Source organism: Lottiidibacillus patelloidae, assembly GCF_002262935.1.
Lineage (GTDB): Bacteria > Bacillota > Bacilli > Bacillales > SA5d-4 > Lottiidibacillus > Lottiidibacillus patelloidae.
The window spans coordinates 181,640-203,520 of sequence record NZ_NPIA01000003.1 but is presented as its reverse complement, the minus strand read 5'-3'; the positions used below and the strand labels follow the sequence as shown (position 1 = coordinate 203,520).

Below are 21,881 nucleotides of genomic sequence, written 5' to 3'. Positions count from 1 at the left end.
AGATAAAAATAGTAAAAATCAAATTGTCGAAAAATAGTTTGCTGTGATACGATTAAAAAATGATACTATAGTACGAATATATAATTGTGGACAAAAGGTGGAAATTAGATGAACATTAAATACCCAAATGGAAAGACGTTTAAACAAAGTGACTCTACGTCAAAACTAACGAATAAAAAAGTTTCTTACTCTAACCGTGGGATGACATTAGAAGAAGATGTTTCCGAAACAAATGAATATTACTTAACTAATGGCATTGCAGTTATTCATAAAAAACCAACACCAATCCAAATTGTTAAAGTTGACTATCCTAGTCGAAGTGCTGCTGTTGTCCGCGAAGCTTATTTTAAGCAACCTTCTACTACTGACTTTAATGGTGTATATAAAGGTAAGTATATTGATTTTGAAGCAAAAGAAACGAAAAACAAAACGTCTATTCCATTGCAAAATTTTCATCCACATCAAATTGAACATATGAGCCAAGTTATCAAACAACAAGGAATATGTTTTGTTATTATTCGCTTTTCGAGCTTAGGAGATGTATTTTTCATTGATGCAAGGCACATTATAAAATGTTGGAAGGAAATGGATAAAGGTGGAAGGAAGTCGATCCCTTATCTATTTATACAAGAAGTTGGACATGTCATAAAGCTCGGTTACCAACCTTTACTTGATTACTTAAAAATAATAGATGAACATTACTTGAATGACTGAAAGGATTGACCACAAAATGTCAAAAAATGCTCAACGAAAAACAAGAAGAGCAAAACAAAAGAAAAGCTTATTTAAACGAATTCTTTTAGGAAGCTCATTACTAGGCTCTGCAATTTTTCTTATCTTAACCATTATTGTAATTTCATATATTTTAGATGCTCCCTCTTTAGAAAAGGAACTTCTAAATGACGCACAGTCATCAATAATCTATGACATGAACGGTCAGGAAGTCGAAGCATTATCTGGGGTTGAGAACAGAAAAACAGTTTCAATTTCTGATGTACCGGAACTTATGCAAAATGCCTTTATTGCTGTTGAAGATATTCGTTTTAAAGAACATATTGGAATTGATATTAAGCGTATATTTGGTGCAGTAGTTGCAAATGTAACTAGAGGTATTGGTTCTGAGGGAGCAAGTACGATAACACAGCAAGTAATCAAGAATTCCTTCTTCTCTCATGAAAAGAAATTCAAACGAAAAATACAGGAGCAATATTTAGCTATTCTTTTAGAACGTAATTATTCAAAAGATGAAATATTAGCGATGTATTTAAATAAAATTTACTTTTCAGAAGGTGCTTATGGTGTAGCGACTGCTGCCAAAACTTATTTCGGCAAAGAATTAAATGAATTAGAATTGCATGAAATTGCCCTGTTAGCAGGTATGCCTCAAAGACCGAATTATTATAATCCATTTATTAATCCAGAGGAAGCAGAAAAACGCAGAAATATCGTCCTTTCTCAAATGGAAAAATACGGATTTATTACTGCAGAGGAAGCGAACGAAGCAAAAGAAAAATCAGTTACAGATTCATTAATAATGGAGACAGAAGAAAAAAAGCAATATCACCAGTTCATGCGCCAAGTAATCAATGAGATTGATGCTTATGCTAAAAAGCACCAAGTAGCATTAAACCTGTATGAAGGTGGCTTAAAGATTTATACAACAATAGACATTAAAGCACAACAGCATGTTGAATCCTTAATGGAAAACGGTACAATTACGTATCCTGATGAAAATTTTCAAGCAGCTGTAGTCTTATTAGATTCAAAGACAGGAGCAATAAGAGCACTAACAAGTGGAAGAAATAATACAACGATCGACTTTGCCAATATTCAACGTCAGCCTGGTTCAACCATCAAACCGATATTAGACTATGGCCCTGCTATAGAGTACTTACAATGGTCAACTGGGACATTAATAAATGATGAAGAATATTTTTATAGCACAGGTAAGAAAGTTAATAACTGGGATAAAAAATACCGCGGAAACGTTACCGTTCGTGAAGCATTAAGTTTGTCGCTAAACGTCCCAGCAGTAAAAGCTTTCAAAGAAGTAGGTGCTGAACGAGCAAAAACATTCGCAACATCGATTGGAATGCCTGCAAACGACAAATACTTAGAATCGTATGCGATTGGTGGGTTTACTGTCGGTCCTACTCCAATTGATATTGCTGGTGCATATCGTAGTTTTGCAGATCGCGGCTATTATTCAAGTCCTTATAGCGTAGAAAAAATCGAATTTCCAGACGGAAGAGTCATTAACTTAAAGCCAGAAGAGAAAAAGGTTATGTCAGAAGCAACTGCTTATATGATCACTGATATGTTAAAAACAGTAGTAAAAAGTGGTACAGGTAGCAGAGGTAATGTACAAGGACTTCCTTTAGCAGGAAAGACGGGTACTACAAACTTACCAGATGAATGGAATGAACCACTTGGGGCTAGAGATTCATGGTTTGCAGGCTATACAACAAATTATACAGCCGCAGTTTGGACTGGGTATAACTCAACGACTAAAGAACAGCATATATCAAATGAAGGTAAACGAATTGCAGCTTATTTATTTAAAGCTGTCATGGAAAACGTTCATGCAGATAAAGAAACTGCTAATTTTACAAAACCTGCTAATGTGCTTGAAGTATATATCGAGAAATCGACTGGCCTGTTACCTAGTGACTATACACCAAAAGAAGAGATTATTAGTGAGCTTTATATTAAAGGCACAGAGCCAAGGGAAATCTCAAAAAAATATAAGCAAGTTGAGCAACCAATGATGGACGGCATTTATGATAAAGAGAATGATAAAATTATTTTAAATTGGAATCACGAAACAAATGAAACGGAAGAAGAAACAAATGAAGTAGTTTTTGATTTACACGTATCGATCGATGAAGGTCCATATCAATTAATTCTCGAAAATACAACAGCATTAACATATGAACTAACAGAACCTATTGATGGTGCGATTTACCGCTATCGTTTAATTGCAAAGGATAGAAATTATCCGTCGAATGTATCTATTCCTTTCGTTATTGAAATTCTTGTTGAAAAACCGTTATTCCAATTACCTGATCCATTTGATAATAATGGTAACGATGGCGAAGAAGAAGGACGCCAAGAAGACGATGAAACTACGGACGATGAAACAGATGAAGGTAGCGATGAGACTGGCACTTCATTGCTAAATATTAATTTGTAATAGAAAAAAGATAACCCCTTTAATAAAGCGGGTTATCTTTTTTTGCTTCTTCTATTTGATAGGTTTTAAAAACTTCATCAAATAGTTGTTGCAATAAAATAAATGATTGAAACTGATTATGCTTATTAATAATATAGTTTAGTCTTTCCATACAATTAACAGGCTTTATACGTAACTGACTAACGTCTACAGGAAGATTTTTTAATGAGTCGACTCTTTGTTTATTTATCCAAAATAAAAAATCAATAAAAGCAGCAATATGAATTCTCATCAACTCACTACATTCATGACTCCTCCTCTTTTTGAAAAGCTTTGCAATTCCTTGCTCATCTCGTTTCCATTTATCATATATCATTAACATGTATGGTTTATAAAGCCATGGTGCTTGGATCGAAAATATTTCAAAATACATATCAATAATAAATGGAAATTCTAAAAGATCCTCCATAGACCGTTGAGGTTGGACAAGGAGCAAATCATTTTTTTTATAAAATGGGCTTACTAAAAAATCATCTTTAACTTCTAATTGTACGGTTTTATCCAACGTATGTATGTCTCCTATCTTTGAAAGATAAAAAGGCACTCGATTGAACGAGCACCTTAAAGTCATTACCAGCTTATGCGGGTTTCATTCGCTTCTTTCCTTCGCGACATATTTCTAGTAATGGGCACTGATGACATTGCGGATTTTGTGCTTTGCAATGGTATCTACCAAAAAAAATTAATCGATGATGTGTTACTCCCCATTCATCTTCTGGAATTTTTCTCATCAATGTTTTTTCAACTTCAAGCACGGAGTCTTTCCACCTACAAATAGCTAAGCGTTTACTGACTCGATCAACATGCGTGTCAACTGCAATAGCCGGAATTCCAAATGCTACGCTTACAACAACATTGGCTGTTTTCCTGCCTACACCTGGAAGTTGCGTCAATGTATCACGATCTTGTGGAACTTCACCATTGAAGTCATTTATTAAAATTTCACATAGTTTTCGAATGTTTTTTGCTTTATTTCTCCACAAACCGATTGAACGTATATCTTGCCCTATTTCCTCTTCAGATACTGCTAAAAAATCTTCAGGCGTTTTATACTTCTCAAATAAGTCTTTCGTTACTTTATTAACTAGTACATCTGTACATTGGGCAGAAAGCAACACGGCAATGACTAATTCAAATGGATTTCGGTGATTTAGTTCACAATGTGCATCAGGAAACATATCACCAATCGTGTCTAATGCAAATCGTATATTTTTTCTTGTTAACATCGTCTCTCTCCTAAGGCTTTTCTAACCAATGATAAAAAGGCGTGGTCGATTTTTCTTTAGGTTTATTATTATCTTCAGTACTCTTCACTTCAGGTTGTTTATTGTATGAGCGAAATTTCTTACCATGTTCTTTTGCTTGTTCCACAGTTTTTATTCCATTTCTTTTCCATTCATATAAAATTCTATCAATATAACGGATGTTCATTTTCCCAGATATTACTGCTTCCCTTAAAGCTGCAGTAATTAATTCTGTTGTATGCCCATCTTGGTCAATCCATAAAGACAAAGTTTCACATTCCATTGGAGAAAGCGGTCTTGCAAACTCTCGCTCAAAAATTGTATAAAGGCTTTCTTCTTGTTTAACTTTTGTTTGCTGTTCTTTTTCTTTCCCTTGTTCATTAAGTAATGTAAACAACTTTTCCCAAAGTGGTAAGAGCGAGTAACTTTCTGTTCGAACATTACTTATATGTTCAACTTGGTCTTCTATCGAAATAAAGCCTCTTTGAATAAATTTTCTTAAAATGTCACAACATTGTTCTACAGTACACGTCATCCTAGAAGCAATATCTTCAGGCGTCGGGAAATAATTACCTTTTTCTATATATGAATGTAAATGAATTAATAACATCGTTTCTAATTCATTAATTTGTAACTTTTTATAATTTTCTAATAGTAACATCGGAACAGATACATTCCCACTAGTGATCCACTTAATATAACTTGTTTTCTCCATACGTTTAACACCTCTTTCATATTATAGCATGGTTTTCTATATAAAACGCTGTAAAAGAAATGTAAAAACCCCCTTTTAAAGGGGGCAAATTTTTAAGGATATAAACGATTTAATAAGCGTGGGAATGGAATTGTCTCACGAATATGCTCTAATCCAGCAATCCAAGCAACCGTACGTTCTAAACCTAAACCAAAACCAGAATGCGGTACTGATCCATACTCACGTAAATCTAAATACCATTTGTATGCTTCTGCATCTAAGTTGTGCGCTTCATATCTTTCTTTCATAAGTTTAGGGTCGTCAATACGTTGAGAACCACCAATTATTTCTCCATAACCTTCAGGAGCAATTAAATCAGCACATAATACCACATCAGCACGAGTTGGATCTGGCTTCATATAGAAAGACTTAATTTCCGTTGGGTAATGTGTAATAAATACTGGCATATCAAAGCTTTCTGCAATTGCAGTTTCATGTGGTGCACCAAAGTCTTCTCCCCACTGAATATCATCAAACCCTTGTTCATGAAGTAACTTAATCGCATCATCATATGTAATTCTTGGGAATGGTGCTCGAATTTTTTCTAATTTTGATGTATCTCGACCTAAAGTTTCTAATTCAAGTTTACAGTTTTTAAGAACTGACTGAACTAGGTAACTTACATATTGCTCTTGAATTTCTAAATTTTCTTCATGTTCAACGAATGACATTTCTGGCTCGATCATCCAAAATTCAATTAAATGACGGCGTGTCTTTGATTTTTCCGCACGGAAAGTTGGTCCAAAAGAAAATACTTTTCCAAGTGCCATTGCTGCCGCTTCCATATATAACTGGCCACTTTGAGAAAGGTAAGCATCTTCATCAAAATATTTCGTATGGAATAGCTCTGTCGTTCCTTCAGCAGATGTACCTGTTAAAATTGGCGGATCTACTTTCACAAAACCATTTTCATTGAAAAACTCATATGTAGCACGAATAATTTCATTTCTAATCTTCATTACAGAATGTTGACGTTTTGAGCGCAACCAAAGATGGCGATGATCCATTAGGAAGTCTGTGCCATGTTTCTTAGGTGTGATCGGGTAATCAACAGCTTCATGGATTATTTCTACGTTCGTAACCCCTAATTCAAATCCTAAAGGTGATCTTTCATCTTTACGAACGATTCCAGTGACATAAACGGAAGTTTCTTGAGTAAGCCCTTTTGCCTTTTGGAAAAGTTCCTCCTCCACCTCTGCTTTGACAATAACGCCTTGTATAAAGCCTGTCCCGTCACGAAGTTGTAAAAATGCTATTTTTCCACTTGATCGCTTGTTTGCTATCCATGCACCAATTGTTACTTCTTGGTCCACATATTTATGTACTTGTGAAATTGTAGTTTTCACGATTAATTACCTCCATCTTTGTAAATTAGTTTTCATTATACAGTTGGAAAATTTTTTTCGTCAACTTATAAATTAATTATTATTAGACATAAAACGTTCAATTCTGTCCAATGCCTCATTTAAGACATCTAATGAAGTAGCATAAGATAAACGAACATAATCATCTGCTCCAAAGCCAGAACCTGGTACTAAGGCAACTTTTTCTTCTTCAAGTAATGCTTCTACCCATTCATCTACTGTATCATAACCTTTTCGTTTTGCAGCATTTTTTGCATTAGGAAAAACGTAGAAAGCACCTTGAGGCTTAATGCAAGTAAACCCATCTATTTTCGTTATTCGCTCATAAACTGTATTTAATCTTTGTTCAAAAGCTTTGTTCATTTCATCTAAAGGTTGTTGCGTTCCATCGTATGCTGCCATTGCTGCATATTGCGCAACTGAAGTAGGATTAGACGTGCTATGACTTATTAAATTTGTCATTGCTTTAATAATCGATTTATTTCCAGCGGCGTACCCTATTCTCCAGCCAGTCATTGCATGCGACTTAGAAACACCATTAATAATGACCGTTTGATCTTTTAACTGTGATGAAATTTCAGCAATAGATACATGTTTTTCTTCACCATAAGTAAGTTTCTCGTATATTTCATCTGAAACGATCAATATATTATGCTTTAAACAGACTTCACCTAATGCAGATAATTCTTCTTTTGTATAAATCATTCCTGTTGGATTTGATGGAGAATTAATAATAACCGCTTTTGTTTTAGGTGTTATTGCATTTTCTAGTTGTTCTGCTGTTATTTTAAACTGATTTGTTTCTAGCCCTTCGACATATACAGGATTTCCTTCTGCAAGCTTAACTTGTTCAGGATAACTTACCCAAAATGGAGTTGGGATTATAACTTCATCCCCTTTATCCAATAGTGCTTGAAACAACGTAAATAAAGCATGTTTTGCGCCTGTACAAACAATAACTTCGTTTTTGTCATATGTTAATTGTTGATCTGTAGCAAATTTCCTAATAATACTCTCTTTTAATGCTGGTACACCACCAGCTGGCGTGTATTTTGTTTTGCCTTCATCCATCGCATTTTTTGCAGCTTCTAAAATATGCGTAGGTGTATTAAAATCAGGTTCACCTGCTCCTAATCCGATAACATCATTGCCTTCTTCGCGCAATTGTTGCGCTTTTGCAGTAATTGCTAATGTTTTAGAAGGTGTTAGCGTAGCAACTCTTTTTGAAAGTTTCAATTAGAAATACCTCCGTTATATATTAATTAGATATTGTTAATCGTTTGTAAAATTCCCCAGACTTATATGTAATATAAAAAAATGTTCTCTGTCCATTTTTTTCTTTAAAAACAATTTCCCATAGTGGCTTTTTACGATCGATTGCTAACCGTATATCAAGTATTTCAATATCTTTTTTTTCTTTTAAAATAATTTCTTTAGCATTTTGTCTTGTAATGCCTTCTTCTTTATTTACAAAAATTATCTCTTCACTAGTTTCATCAGGGACAAAGAAATAACCACTTTGATTAGCTGTTTCCGCTTCAATAACACGGTAAGATTTTTCTCCGTGATAATGTTCTACATCAAGGATTTTCTTAATTTTTGAGTTTTCATATATTCTGTCGATTGCCTGCTTAGAAAGCTTACTATCGGGACTCATCGTAGTAAAATAGAGGACGAACAGAAATGAAAGGATAATACTAATTAGTATTATCAATGAGATAATCCACCTGCGTTTGGTCATAGCTTCACGTTCGGTATATGGTAAATACCATTTTATTTGGGTCTTTTTCATCAAGGGCTAATCCAAACATTAAGTCCTGATGTTTCAGCGTTCTGTTCAGGCTGTCGACAATCTTATAAAGGTCTGCTGAACGGTCTACTTTCACTGTTGATAATACTTCAATTTTGCTATTCAAACTTCCTCTACCTCCAAAAAATTGCTATAAATAATTATTGATATGATGAGCAAAACTAACGATAAGAAGTGTAACAAAGAAATTCGTTACACTAGACTATTATACCAATAAAAAGTAGCATTTTGGGATAATGATTCAAATCAAAAATAAAAATTTTGTTCCAACCCACACACTAGAGACTTGCATAGTCATCCTCAAGATTATGCAAGTTTCAACTACATAATTTTTTAAATACACGGTTTGCCTCATAAATAATTTTTTCTTCGTCCATTGTAACGGAAGCTCCTTGTTTTACAATTGGATTTCCTGAAACGTAGACATCACATATGTCTTTACCACTTAACGAATTCACAATGTGTGATAACATATTCTCTTCTGGTTGCAAATGTGGTTTGTTTTTTGCTTCGATTGTTATAAAATCGGCATTTTTACCAGTAGATATTGTGCCAATCCTACTTTTTCGTAAAGCTTTAGCGCCATTAATAGTTGCCATTTTAAAAGCATCTTCGACTGGTAGTACTTCCGGGTCTTGATGGAGTCCTTTTTGTAATAATGACCCAGTTCTCATCTCTTCAAACATATCTAGATTATTATTTGATGCAGCACTATCTGTTCCTAAAGATACAACAATACCTCTTTTCATATAAGATGTGATATCAGCAATACCCGAACCTAATTTTAAATTACTAATAGGGTTGTGAGAAATTGCTACGTCATTATAATAAAGAATATCAAGTTCATCTTTATTTAAGTGAACACCGTGAGCAATTAATGTTGGTACGGAGAACATACCGATTTCTTCTAAATGAAAAGCTGGTCGTTTTCCATATGTTGCAATGCAATCGTGAACTTCTTTTTCCGTTTCAGACATATGCGTATGGATTGGTACATGTAGCATATTAGCTGCATCTACTATAGCTTCTAAAAACTTAGGAGGACAAGTATATAAAGAATGAGGAGCTAGCATCGTTGATATTCTGCCATCTGCACCATCTTGCCATGTTTCAATAAAACGTTTCGCTAACTCTAGTTTTCCTTTTTGTTCTTCTTCAGAGCAGAGACCGATCATGCCATTCATTAATGTCGCTCGCATTCCAAAATCTTCTACTAAAGAACCAACAACATCCATATAAAAAGGATGATACATATCTAAAAATGTAGTCGTACCAGATTTAGCCATCTCAAGCATAGCTAAAGCGCTGCTCCACTTTATTGTTTCTTCATCCATTTTCATTTCCATAGGCCATATTTTCTCTTGTAACCAATTTTGCAAACTCATATCATCGGCATATCCTCTTAAAGTTGACATACCTGCATGACCATGCGTATTTATTAACCCTGGAAGTACCCATTTCCCCATTAAGTTAATACTGTTTATTTCTTTTTGTTCAACTGAAAAATCGGAGCTATTGCCGACCCTAGTAATAACACCTTGATCGACAATAAAAGCCCCGTCTGTAATGACTTGAATATTTTTTTCCCCAGTTACGATTTTACCATTGTAATATAACGTTTCCATCTTAATTAATTCTCCTCATGAAATACCTATATCTGGATTTTCATTAGGTATTGTAATGATCTTGTAATTTTCAATACTGCATTTAATTGAAATATTGCCAGATTTCATTGTTAAGTATGTGTCAATCCAAGTTTCTTGTAGGCGGTCTAAAACATCTTCACTCGGATTTCTATCTTTCGTACGGAAAATTACAGCTACTTGAGGATCAACTTCATCAATAAATTTTTGTGATGTACCTCTTTCACTGGCAAAGTCGCCAACTTTTAGTATTTGTGCTTCAAGTTCATACTCGTTAACTAATAACGTTTCAATTTCTTCATTTGCTAAACCCATATATAGCACTTTTTGATTTCCGAAAGTCAATAATAAAGCTAAAGAACCTTTATCAAATTCATTTAATTCCTCTGCATGAAGTACGTCTATAAGCAAACTGTCACTAATTTTTGCTTTATCCGCCTTTTTCCAACCAACGACATTAATATTGCCTAATGAATAAGCATGTATCATCGTTTCCTTGACAGCTTGACTAACATAAACATTGGAAACTCCATATGCTTCTACTAACCAGTCGAGATTCGCACAATAGTCAGCACCAATGTTTGTAATGATGATATTATCAATTTTAGATACTTCATAAACAGACAAACGTTCTTCTAACATTTTCCTTGTGTTTGGTCCACCTGTGTTAACTAGAGTAGTTTCTCCTTGTCCAGTCTGGATTAAAGTTGCTTCTCCACTCTCCAATTCTAAAAACGTAAAGGCTGTTTCTTCAGCAGTTAATTTCAAATCAATTTTCTCTATATCTGTTGGTTCGAGTGTAAACACCATACTAGATAATAACGTATAGAGAAAGGAAAGAATAAGCATTTGTCTTCCCCCTTTATGACAGTCATCTTAGTTTGTGTTATTTTCCCGTACCTTATCACAACCATTCTTGAAGATTTTCTAGTAAATCATCAAGAGGCCCTTGAAAAGTTGGAACTGATGGTAAAGAACGAATAAAGTTTTTCCCGTATCTCGTAGTAACAATTCGAGTATCAAATACAAACACTGCACCTTTATCAGAAGAAGTTCGAATTAACCTGCCAAATCCTTGTTTAAAACGAATAATTGCTTGCGGTAAGGAAAGATCAAAAAATGGATTTCCTCCATCAGCTTTAATTTTCTCTGACCTAGCTGCAATAACAGGGTTATCAGGCGGTGAAAAAGGCAACCGAACGATAACAATGCAGCTTAAATCTTCCCCAGGAATATCCACACCTTCCCAGAAGCTACTTGTTCCGAGCAAAATTGCTTGATCATTTTGTTTAAAATTTTTCGTTAATTTTGCTCTACTCCCACTTGATACACCTTGGGCAATTAACGTAAAATCTTCATTTTCAAGTCGCGTTTTTAAATCGATATATGTATTACGCAACATGTCGTAAGATGTAAAAAGTACGAGCATTCTCCCTTTTGTTTTTTGCGCAATTTTATGAAGAGAGCGTGAAAGTATTGGAATATATTCATCCAATTTTACTTCTTTAATATTAGGGATATCATTTGGTATATATATCTTCGCTTTTGTTTCAAATGAGAAAGGTGAATCAATCACATTCGTTACTGGTCCAAAATCTTCTAACCCTAATCGATTGACGATATATTTAAAAGACTTACCACTTATTGTTAACGTTGCACTAGTTAGTATGACACTTCGTTTTTTTGCGAAAAATTGATCTGCTAGAAGTTCAGAAATATCAATAGGTTTAGCATAAAGATATGTTGCATTTCTGGCACCTTTTGCATCAATCTCCATCCAACAAACCATGTTTTCATCATGAGTTAACAGTAAAGTGCGAATAGATTGTTCTATCGTTTCTAACGTGTTTATTAATCCTGAGAAATCGACAAGACGACCTTTTTGTTTAGCATCTAAGTAATTTTCACTCTCTTGTAAGTGATTTTCAATTTTTCGCAATAATTTGAGGACATCAGCTAACTTTGAAACTGATAGATCGGCTGTTTCCAATATAGCTGCCCAGTTTGAACTACGTTCTTTTGTGACATCATAACGAAATGACAATCGTCCAATTTCGCTTTTAGGTGTTAATAATTTTTTCCTCACATACTGATGAATTAGTGTAAACAAATCATCAAAAGCTGAAATTGTTTCTTTATAAGTTTCGTTAAATTTCGGATGCTTTTCAGCCATCGTTTTGGCTGATGTTTCATTAAACGGCGTTGCAAGTTTCCCCATCATCTCTTGGCCATCGGTAAACCCTAACCGTCCAAGTTGATTAGAAATTGTAAAATAATCAATTGCAATTCCAAAATGATCGCTGACGACGTCTTCCAAGTGATGCGCTTCATCTATAATAGCGTGATTAAAACTAGGCAAAAGTTGATGATCATTTGCAGCATTACTGAAAAGTAGGGCATGATTTGTAATCACTAAATCCGCTTCTTTCGCTGCTCTGCGAGCCCGGTGATAAAAACATTTACCAAACCAAGGACAATGTCTATTTAAGCAAGTACTTCCTTCACTGTTTACTTTGTACCAAAACTGATTTCCTTTCGTAGGAATATTCAATTCTTCAACATCACCAGTTTTCGTTTCAAGTAACCATATTAAAATCATAGCCTTTGTTAAAGTATTATCTAAATTGTCATCGTAATTATCTAATAATTGTTGTTCAAACTTTCTTAAACACAAATAATGCTGTCGCCCTTTTAGAACTGCAGCCTTGAAGGAAAAAGGAACGACCTTTCTAAGCATAGGAATATCATTTTCAATAATTTGTTGTTGTAGTTGTACCGTATGAGTACTTATGACAATCGTTTTATCTTCCATTTTTGAATAATAACTAGCTGGAAGTAAATAACCGAGCGTCTTCCCTGTCCCTGTCCCAGCTTCAATTAAAGAGTGGCTATTATTTTCGAAAGCTTCATAAACAAGATCCATCATTTTCAATTGACCAGATCTCACTTCGTAATTGGACATTTTCTCATCCATTAGTCCATTTGCCGCCGTAATATTTTCTTTGAACGTTGCATAATCTGCTTCATAATCTACTTGACTGTTTTCTTCTTTAGAGAAATTACGGTAAGCAATGCCATTAAAAACGTCATATTGCTCCTCATCTTCATACGGATGATTCAGTTTATATTGAATCATTTCAGCAATTATTTGATCGATATCACTTTTCAACTGTTTTAATAATGGCTGTAACCTTTGGCACGTAACTAAAGGCAAAGAGTTCAACTTTTCTAATAACCTTAATAACAACCTTCCTGTTACTTCAGCATCACTATCCGCTTGATGCGGATTTTCGTGGTGAATGTGAAAGAATTGTGCTAGTTGTGACAATTTATATCCAGAAGCTGTCGGCAAAAGTACCCTTGCTAATTCAACGGTATCAATCGTTGGACCGGAAAAATTACTATACCCGCTATTCGTTAGTTCTTCATCAATGAAGGAAAGGTCAAAAGGTACATTGTGAGCTACAAAGTATGAATGATCAAGTAATTGTAATACTTTTGGAGCAATTTCACTAAAATCAGGCGCATTTATTACATCTTTTTCTGTAATACCAGTTAATTGTGTTACAAAAGCTGGAATTTGTCGGCCTGGGTTCACAAAACTTGAAAATCGTTCAGTAATTTCGTTATTTTCAATGACAACAGCACCAATTTGTATTATCTTATCACCGTTTAATGGCTGATTCCCAGTTGTCTCGACATCTATCACTACAAATCGCTTTGTCATCTAAACACCTCTAAAATTAAGCTTATTACTTATTATTACCGATATCATACCATATAATTTGAAAAATCCTCCTAAAATAGGAGGATTTATAAACATGTACGAGCTGGTTCACGACCAATCATGTCAACTATTTTATTATTTTCATCCATAATTGCAATTTTTGGTTGGTGTCCTTTTACATCTTCTTCTTTTACAAGACCATATGAAATAATAATAACGACATCGTCTTTTTGAACAAGGCGAGCAGCAGCTCCATTCAAACAAACAACTCCGCTTCCACGTTCTCCAACAATAACATAAGTCTCTAAACGTGCACCATTATTGTTATTTACGATTTGGACTTTCTCATTTGCTACAATTCCTACAGCATCTAAGATATCTTCATCTATTGTCACACTACCAACATAATTTAAGTTAGCTTCAGTAACACGTGCACGGTGAATCTTTGCATTCATCATCGTACGAAACATGCTGTTATCCCCCTTTGATGATAATGATTTATATATTAATAAGCATATTATCTATTAATCTTACTTTTGAGAAACGGACGGCTACTGCGATAATCATTGTTTCTTTTACGTTTTGAACCGTTTCTAACATAGGATACGACAAAATCTCAACATAATCAATCGTTCCACTACTATTTTTTGTAATTGTGTTCGTAATTTGTAGTTTCACTTGTTCTATATCCATCTTTTTATCTTCCAGCGCTATTTTTCCATCCATTAAACTTTTATAAATAATAACTGCTTCTTCTCGCTCACTCACCGTCAGATGAACATTTCGAGAACTTTTTGCAAGGCCGTCGCTTTCACGAATAATCGGACAGCGAACTATTTCAATTGGGAAATTAAAATCCTCGACTAAACCTTCAACAACTGCCACTTGTTGTGCATCCTTCATCCCAAAATAAGCGCGCGTCGGTAAGACGAGGTTAAATAGCTTAGTTAACACTGTAACAACACCATTAAAATGGCCAGGTCGGCTTTTTCCACATAACACATTTACTCGTTTTGTTACATTTAATTCTATCGAAGAGCTTTTTGGATACATCTCTTCCACAGAAGGATAGAAGATAATATCGACGCCAGCCTCTTGTGCAAGTTTTTCATCACGATTGAAATCTCGTGGGTAAGTCGACAAGTCTTCATTGGCACCAAATTGTAGCGGATTAACAAAAATACTCAATACAACTATGTCATTTTCAGCCTTTGCCCGTTGAAGTAAACTTAAATGTCCTTCGTGTAAATAACCCATAGTCGGTACAAACCCTATCGATTTTTCACTATATTTTAATTGCGTCATAAAACTTTGCATCTCTATTGTCTTTTCTATGATTCGCATATTACTTTCCTCCGTAAAGCGCTTCAATTTGATCTTCTTTCATTTTATATGTGTGCTCTTGCTCTGGAAAAGCTTCCTTTTTGACATCATCAACATAAGCTTGTAATCCACTTACAAATACTTGACCAACATTAGCAAATTTTTTCACAAACTTAGGGACTCTTTCAACGCCATATGATAATAAATCATTAATTACTAAAACTTGACCGTCTGTTTGTAGACCCGCTCCAATTCCAATTGTAGGAATCGCTAATACTTCACTTACCTTTTTTGCGACTTCTTGTGGGACACATTCCAGGACAAGTGCAAAAGCTCCTGCAGCTTCTATTTTTTTCGCTTCCTCAATTAAAGCATTGGCACTTTCTGCATCTCGTCCTTGCACTTTATATCCACCAATGACACCAACAGATTGAGGGGTGAGCCCAAGATGACCTATCACTGGCACACCAGCCATTGTTAATTTCTTAATGATCGGAATAACTTCTCCACCACCTTCGACTTTAACTGCATTTGCACCAGCTTCTTGGATGATTCGCTTAGCGTTTTCCATCGTATTTTCGAAAGACACATGATAGGACATAAATGGCATGTCGGTGACGATAAACGTGTCTTTTGCACCTCGTTTAACCGCTTTCGTATGATGGATCATGTCGTCCATTGTTACAGGTATCGTGGAGTCATAACCTAACGCAACCATCCCTAATGAATCTCCGACTAATATTAAATCAGCCTTAACTTCTTCAACATATTTAGCTGTTGGAAAATCGTAGGCTGTAATCATAGCAATTTTTTCATTGTTTTTCTTCATTGTTAAGAAATCAGCAGTGTTTTTCATCATTATGTCCCCCTTCGTTTGGAAGGAATGAAAGCCATAAAAAAACTTCTTCCCTATTAAAAAGCAGCAGGAAAGAAGGAAATAAGCTTACTAGGCTCGTATCATCCCTCAGTCCCTGTCCAATTAGGATCAAGGCAAAGTGTATCTACGATTATTTTTAATTATACTTGAAAAATAATCTTTAAAAGGTGTAGTTCGATTAAGATACTACCCTAACAATTCATATATTTACCCGTATTATAGTTCAATATCTGCTGAATGTATATATTGGATTTTACCATCACTTTCCTCAATCATTAATACACCTTCATCTGTAATACCTCTTGCATATCCTCTAATTTCTCCGCTAATCGTTCTAGCAATAATTTGCTTTCCTATGCTTACAGAGTAGCTTTCCCACAATAACTTAATAAATGTAAAACCGTGTTCTAAGTATTTCTCATACATCTCTTCTAATGATTCAAAGATTACTCTCGCCAAGGAGGCTCGATCTATCTTATCTCCACCCTTTTCGAGAGAAAGTGATGTTGCTAGATGCTGTAGTTCAGAAGGAAACTCTTCTTTTGTAGTATTTACATTTATACCAATACCGACAATAACAGAATTAATTCGGTCTGCTTCAGCATGAAGTTCTGTTAAAATTCCAACAGCCTTCTTACCATTAATTAAAATATCATTTGGCCATTTTATTTCACATGTGATATTAAGTTCCGATTCAATAGCGCGAACGATAGCGACAGCAGCTAGTAACGTAAGTTGTGGTGCATGTTGCGGCGGTAGATTTGGTCGGAGTATAATACTCATCCAAATTCCTGCACCTACCGGAGAATGCCACGACCTATCAAGTCTACCTTTACCTTCTGTTTGCTCTTCTGCAAAAACTACTGTTCCTTCAGGTTTTCCTTGTTGGGCTAATAGATGGGCTATTCTTTGCGTTGAAGGAGTTGTTTCGTAAAAGTGGATGTTTTGTCCAATTTTATTTGTAGTAAGGTTTCTTTTTACTACATCACTAGACAGTTTGTCCGGTCTACCAGTCATTCGGTAGCCACGTTTTTGTACTGCTTCTATTACGTACCCTTCGTTTCTTAACTCTTCAATATGTTTCCATATTGCTGTTCGCGTGCAGTTTAACTTCTCACTTAACATTTGCCCCGATATGTATGTTTCTTTCTCATTGTTAAATACAGCTAATAATTCTTCTCTTATGGATGATGGCATTTTACTAACCACTCCTTAATCATTTCAAAATCGTTTTGTACTTCTCCACGAATAACAGCTTTTTCTATCTTTTCAATTAGTTCACCAATCCATGGTCCAGGCTTTTGATTAAAATGTTGCATTAATTCTGTACCAGTATAAGCTAAGTCTTCACGCTTATGAATAGGTAAAGATTCATATGTTTTAAGTAGATGCGGAAGTAACGTATCTCCATTTTCTTCACTACTAAACGAGCAATATAATCTAGCAGCAGAAGCTGTAGTTGACCAACCGAAATTGTATAGTAATTCTTTTGTCCATCTCTTAGTTTGAATAATCGTTTGATACAATTTAACTATACTTTTAACTTCAGTAATAAAATGGTTTGGCCGTTTCCAAATTCGCAAGCACTTTTCCACTTCATTTTCTTCTAAATGACATAAGAGCAATGCCCATTTTTCTGCTAATGATTGCACTTTAGAGAAGTTTTTATCGCATATATGTTTTTCTGCTAGGAATGGGACATAGTCAATTAAACCTGTTTTAATGAATTCTTCCAAACTCTTATCGTACCCGATACCGAGTAGTAACTTTTCAAATTCTATTGCAATTCGTTCGATTGCAATTTTACTTAGAAGCTCCGCATTTGCTTTCATCGCCTCAATCGTCTCTTTCGCAATTGCAAAATCAAGCTGACTCATAAAGCGAAGTGCACGCATCATTCTAAGTGCATCTTCCTGAAAGCGTTCATTTGAATTACCAACTGCACGAATGATTTTTTTGTTTAAATCTTCTTGCCCATTATATGGGTCAATTACAGATCCATTATCATCCATGGCCATTGCATTTATTGTGAAATCTCTTCTTTGTAAGTCTTCCTTTAACGATGACACAAAAGTAACTTCAGATGGTCTTCTGTGATCTTCGTATTTTCCTTCAGAGCGAAACGTTGTAATTTCATATTGCTCTCCTTGAAAAACGACAACTACTGTTCCATGTTCAATACCAACTTCGATTGTTTTTGGAAACAATTTCATGACATCTTTTGGTAAAGCGGAAGTAGCAATATCAATATCAGATATTTGTTTTTTTAATAAATAATCACGAACTGCCCCACCAACAAAATAAGCTTCAAAACCATTTCCCTGTAATTTGTGCAGTATTGGGATTGCTTTAAGAAAACTAGCATCCATCACTTCCACCTCAACGATTCGATATCATTTTATAATAGATGTCTTCATATTGTTTCATTATAGATTGACGGTGAAATTTCTCTTCCACTGTTGCCATTGCTTGTTTTGATAATTTTTTATGTAAATCTTCATCATTTAGCAAAATCGTTGCTTTTTCTGCGACACTATTGATATCTCCTAGTTCGCATAAAAATCCGTTGTAACCTTCTGTTATTACTTCAGGAATACCACCGATATTTGTTCCGATAACTGGTACTCCACAGGCCATCGCTTCAAGTAAAACGAGACCGAAACTTTCTTTTTCTGATAATAATAGAGCAACATCTGCGATTGCTAATAATTCAGCAACATTATCTTGCTTTCCTAAAAATAGCACTTTGTCATCTAGTCCTTTTTCCCTAACAAGTCTAGAGATAGAACCAGCTTCAGGACCATCACCAATTAACATTAATTTGGCAGGTGTATTGTGTGAAATCTTTTCAAAAGCTGCGACTACATCTGGTATTCGCTTCACAGGTCGAAAGTTTGAGACATGGACAACTACTTTCTCATTATCACAAATGCCATAAATATTTTTTAACTTAGTAGCATCATTTTTATACTGACATGTTACTGAAGTAAAATTATAGATTGTTTCTATATCCTTATTAGGACTTAAAAGTTCGATTGTTTGATCGGCTAATTGATTTGAAACAGCTGTCACTGCATCAGATTGCTCAATGCCAAACTTAATCATTTCCTTTAATGAGGAATCATGTGCGAGTACTGTTATATCCGTTCCGTGAAGTGTTGTTACAATTTTAAGGTTATCACCTACCATTTGCTTAGCTAATACAGCACAAACAGCATGTGGAACCGCATAATGCACATGGAATAAGTCTAAGTTTTGCCTTTTCGCAACTTCCGCCATTTTACTTGCTAAAGTTAAATCATAAGGTGGATAACGAAACACGCTATATTGGTTAACTTCAACTTCATGATAATAGATATTTGCATGAAATCTTTCTAAACGAAACGGTAAGCTAGAAGTAACAAAGTGAACTTCATGTCCATTATCTGCAAGCATTTTTCCTAATTCCGTGGCGATTACACCTGAACCACCAACAGATGGATAACAAGTAATTCCTATTTTTAATTTTTTCATAGTTTTGCTCCGAAAAGATTTGTCATTACTAAAGGCTTGTTCGTTTTAAATCCTTCAGCATAAGTTAATCCTACTTCTTTACCGATTAATCGCTCACGGGCAATAACCGTCTCTATATACCCATCCGTTAATGGTGTTACTTTAGAGCTATCATCTAAGATAAATTGGCTTTTATATGTTAATAATGTCGCCTTCTTTTGTTCAATGAAATCTGTGATGTCTTCCACGAAATCAGGGTGATGAAATCCATTAATGAAATAAGAGTAGTGGTCTTTCACCTTATGTGGAGGTAAATTCATTTCGTCTTTATAATTTGTAATTCCAGCATTAAACACTGCTTCATTAATTATTTCCGCACATTTTCCATGATCAGGGTGTCGGTCAATTGCATACGGTGAGTATATGAAGCTTGGTTTTGTTTCACGTATAATGGAAACAACTTTTCTCAATGTAGCATCATTTAATTGCATCCCACGATCTTTAAACCCTAAGTTATTTCTATAACATACTCCCATAACCTCAGCAGCCCTTTTTGCCTCAGTTTTACGAATTTCAACTGTTCCATTTGACGAAAGTTCTGCCTCTGTTAAGTCACATATACCTACTTTATATCCGTTTTTTGCATACTTGGTAATTGTTCCTGCCATACCAATTTCTACATCATCGGCATGTGCGCCGAAAGCTAAAATATCAAGCTTCATTAGAAGAGTTTTCCCCTTCCGCTTGAACAATTGTCCGCCAACCGAAATCTCCACGCTCAAGACCTTTTATTAATATTTCAGCAGTTCCTAAATTTGTTGCTAAAGGCACTTGATAAACATCACACAGACGAATTAAAGCGGTAATATCGGGATCATGTGGTTGAGATGTTAACGGATCTCGGAAAAAAAGAACCATATCCATTTTATTATTAGCAACCATTGCCCCTATTTCTTGGTCACCGCCTAAAGGACCAGATTGAAAACGATGAACTTTTAACTTCGTCGCCTCCATTATTTTCGTTCCTGTCGTTCCAGTAGCAAATAATTCATGTTCCATTAAAATTGGAGCATATGCGATAGCGAATTGAATCATATCGCTTTTTTTATGATCATGAGCAATCAATGCAATTTTCATTTCCATCACCTATTCTATAATATTTTCTAACCCATAAACGAGATCATCTAAGTGCATAACAGTCTCTACTGCAAGTTTAACTCCACTCATAAATGATGTTCTATTTAATGAATCATGGCGAATTTTCAACGTTTGCCCTTCTGCACCAAATAAAACTTCTTGATGGGCAATTAATCCAGGTAAACGGATACTATGGAGTTTAATTCCTTGAATATCAGCACCTCTCGCCCCTTCTATTAACTCTTTTTCGTCTGGATTTCCTTGTTTCTTTTCTGTTCGAACAGCTGCTATCATTTCAGCAGTTTTTATACCTGTCCCAGATGGAGCATCTAGTTTACCATCGTGATGCTGTTCAATAATTTCTACATCTGGAAAGTGTTTAGCTGCCATTTGAGCAAATTTCATCATTAGGACTGCCCCTAAAGCAAAATTGGGAGCAATGATTGCACCGAGACTTTTCTCGCGAGTTAATGTTTTTAATTCCTTTTCATCATCCTCCGTAAACCCAGAAGAACCAATAACCGGCCTTATTCCGAACTCCAGTGCAGTTACCATGTTTTTCTTCCCTGCTTCATATGTTGTAAAATCAATAAACACATCAGGTCTCAGCTCAGTAAAACATTGATTTATATCTGTATAAATTGGAGCATCCAAATTAGGTAACCCTTCAATATCTTTTACTTTCATTTGCTCATTTTTTCGGTCTAAACAACCTACTAAATTGAAGTGTTCTGTTTGTTCGATTAGTCTTAATGTTTCACTGCCCATTTTCCCTCTCGGACCCGCTACTACGATATTAATCAAAGTATTACTCATCAATCTTTTCCTCCAACCTTGTCCAACGATCTTTATCACGAGTATTAAATTTATTCATGACAGTATCAAACGATTTTTCTAAATCGACATTTAAAGAGTTTGCAAAACATACTAATACGAACAGCATGTCACCTAGTTCTTGTTCTATCGTATTATCATCCTCTGAAGACTTTTTTGGTTTTTCACCATGATAATGATTAACTTCTCTAGCTAGTTCCCCTAATTCCTCAGTCATTCTTGCAAGCATAGCTAATGGTGAAAAGTAACCTTCTTTAAATTGTGATATGTATTGATCAACCTCTATTTGGATTTCTTCCATTGTTTTCTTCATTTAATCACTACCTTTATATCATTTCTTCTTCCATGTTAGCTAAATAAAGCCCAGTTGACAAATAATAAACTTAAAAATGTTTCATTGTGAGAATTAAAAAGATTTGCTATGATGAAACCGCATACATATTT

Annotated in this window: 22 protein-coding genes; 2 read left to right on the top strand and 20 right to left on the bottom strand. The window is 34.9% G+C overall.

The genetic code is table 11. The features are described from left to right. Positions 1-108: 108 nt before the first annotated feature. Both recU and CIB95_RS07550 read left to right on the top strand, forming a co-directional pair. On the top strand, positions 109-714 hold the full coding sequence (gene recU / locus CIB95_RS07555; RefSeq protein WP_094923882.1) for a Holliday junction resolvase RecU: 606 nt from the start codon (positions 109-111) through the stop codon (positions 712-714). A gap of 16 nt (positions 715-730) precedes the next feature. Further along, positions 731-3,193, top strand: a complete 2,463-nt coding sequence (locus CIB95_RS07550; RefSeq protein ID WP_158217583.1) for a transglycosylase domain-containing protein — start codon at positions 731-733, stop codon at positions 3,191-3,193. Between the two features lie 19 nt (positions 3,194-3,212). On the opposite strand, the gene CIB95_RS07545 is transcribed toward CIB95_RS07550, so the two are convergent. From CIB95_RS07545 to CIB95_RS07450, 20 genes are all read right to left on the bottom strand, one after another. Further along, the gene (locus CIB95_RS07545; protein ID WP_094923878.1) at positions 3,213-3,737 is read right to left on the bottom strand and encodes a YpoC family protein; all 525 of its coding nucleotides are present in this window, start codon (positions 3,735-3,737) and stop codon (positions 3,213-3,215) included. Between the two features lie 73 nt (positions 3,738-3,810). Further along, positions 3,811-4,458: an endonuclease III gene (gene nth, locus CIB95_RS07540; RefSeq protein ID WP_094923875.1), complete on the bottom strand. Its 648-nt coding sequence runs from the start codon at positions 4,456-4,458 to the stop codon at positions 3,811-3,813. A gap of 10 nt (positions 4,459-4,468) precedes the next feature. Further along, positions 4,469-5,191 carry a DnaD domain-containing protein gene (locus CIB95_RS07535; RefSeq protein ID WP_094923873.1) on the bottom strand — a complete coding sequence of 241 codons (723 nt, stop codon included), beginning with the start codon at positions 5,189-5,191 and terminating at the stop codon, positions 4,469-4,471. Positions 5,192-5,283: 92 nt separating this feature from the next. Next, a complete protein-coding gene (gene asnS, locus CIB95_RS07530) occupies positions 5,284-6,576 on the bottom strand; it encodes an asparagine--tRNA ligase (RefSeq protein ID WP_094923871.1) in 1,293 nt (430 codons plus the stop codon). A 72-nt stretch (positions 6,577-6,648) separates the two neighbouring features. Next, positions 6,649-7,830 carry a pyridoxal phosphate-dependent aminotransferase gene (locus CIB95_RS07525; protein ID WP_094923869.1) on the bottom strand — a complete coding sequence of 394 codons (1,182 nt, stop codon included), beginning with the start codon at positions 7,828-7,830 and terminating at the stop codon, positions 6,649-6,651. Positions 7,831-7,852: 22 nt separating this feature from the next. Further along, entirely contained in the window at positions 7,853-8,308 is a 456-nt protein-coding gene (locus CIB95_RS07520) for a cell wall elongation regulator TseB-like domain-containing protein (protein ID WP_094923867.1), read from the bottom strand. Between the two features lie 31 nt (positions 8,309-8,339). After that, positions 8,340-8,510, bottom strand: a complete 171-nt coding sequence (locus tag CIB95_RS07515; protein ID WP_094923865.1) for a YpmA family protein — start codon at positions 8,508-8,510, stop codon at positions 8,340-8,342. 211 nt (positions 8,511-8,721) lie between these two features. Next, entirely contained in the window at positions 8,722-10,029 is a 1,308-nt protein-coding gene (locus tag CIB95_RS07510) for an amidohydrolase (RefSeq protein WP_094923863.1), read from the bottom strand. Positions 10,030-10,044: 15 nt separating this feature from the next. Then, positions 10,045-10,896 carry a ComEC/Rec2 family competence protein gene (locus tag CIB95_RS07505; RefSeq protein ID WP_094923862.1) on the bottom strand — a complete coding sequence of 284 codons (852 nt, stop codon included), beginning with the start codon at positions 10,894-10,896 and terminating at the stop codon, positions 10,045-10,047. Between the two features lie 55 nt (positions 10,897-10,951). Then, positions 10,952-13,774 carry an ATP-dependent DNA helicase DinG gene (gene dinG, locus CIB95_RS07500; RefSeq protein ID WP_094923860.1) on the bottom strand — a complete coding sequence of 941 codons (2,823 nt, stop codon included), beginning with the start codon at positions 13,772-13,774 and terminating at the stop codon, positions 10,952-10,954. Between the two features lie 86 nt (positions 13,775-13,860). Next, entirely contained in the window at positions 13,861-14,244 is a 384-nt protein-coding gene (gene panD / locus CIB95_RS07495) for an aspartate 1-decarboxylase (RefSeq protein ID WP_094923859.1), read from the bottom strand. 28 nt (positions 14,245-14,272) lie between these two features. Further along, a complete protein-coding gene (gene panC / locus CIB95_RS07490; protein ID WP_094923857.1) occupies positions 14,273-15,118 on the bottom strand; it encodes a pantoate--beta-alanine ligase in 846 nt (281 codons plus the stop codon). Between the two features lies 1 nt (position 15,119). Further along, positions 15,120-15,953: a 3-methyl-2-oxobutanoate hydroxymethyltransferase gene (gene panB / locus CIB95_RS07485; RefSeq protein WP_094923855.1), complete on the bottom strand. Its 834-nt coding sequence runs from the start codon at positions 15,951-15,953 to the stop codon at positions 15,120-15,122. 237 nt (positions 15,954-16,190) lie between these two features. Beyond that, positions 16,191-17,171: a biotin--[acetyl-CoA-carboxylase] ligase gene (locus CIB95_RS07480; RefSeq protein WP_094923853.1), complete on the bottom strand. Its 981-nt coding sequence runs from the start codon at positions 17,169-17,171 to the stop codon at positions 16,191-16,193. Continuing rightward, complete coding sequence (locus CIB95_RS07475) at positions 17,156-18,343, bottom strand: CCA tRNA nucleotidyltransferase (RefSeq protein WP_094923850.1); 1,188 nt, start codon at positions 18,341-18,343, stop codon at positions 17,156-17,158. The genes CIB95_RS07480 and CIB95_RS07475 overlap by 16 nt, the downstream gene beginning before the upstream one ends. Before the next feature lie 10 nt (positions 18,344-18,353). After that, positions 18,354-19,487, bottom strand: coding sequence for an N-acetyl-alpha-D-glucosaminyl L-malate synthase BshA (bshA, locus tag CIB95_RS07470; RefSeq protein WP_094923848.1), 1,134 nt, complete (start codon positions 19,485-19,487; stop codon positions 18,354-18,356). Next, positions 19,484-20,188 (bottom strand): bacillithiol biosynthesis deacetylase BshB1, encoded by a 705-nt coding sequence (gene bshB1 / locus CIB95_RS07465; RefSeq protein WP_094923846.1) that lies wholly within the window; start codon positions 20,186-20,188, stop codon positions 19,484-19,486. Before bshB1 ends, bshA begins: the two co-directional genes overlap by 4 nt. After that, positions 20,178-20,603, bottom strand: a complete 426-nt coding sequence (locus tag CIB95_RS07460) for a methylglyoxal synthase (protein ID WP_094923844.1) — start codon at positions 20,601-20,603, stop codon at positions 20,178-20,180. Before CIB95_RS07460 ends, bshB1 begins: the two co-directional genes overlap by 11 nt. 9 nt (positions 20,604-20,612) lie before the next feature. Beyond that, positions 20,613-21,419, bottom strand: a complete 807-nt coding sequence (gene dapB / locus CIB95_RS07455) for a 4-hydroxy-tetrahydrodipicolinate reductase (protein ID WP_094923842.1) — start codon at positions 21,417-21,419, stop codon at positions 20,613-20,615. Further along, positions 21,412-21,750, bottom strand: coding sequence for a nucleotide pyrophosphohydrolase (locus tag CIB95_RS07450; protein ID WP_094923839.1), 339 nt, complete (start codon positions 21,748-21,750; stop codon positions 21,412-21,414). Before CIB95_RS07450 ends, dapB begins: the two co-directional genes overlap by 8 nt. Between the last annotated feature and the right edge of the window lie 131 nt (positions 21,751-21,881).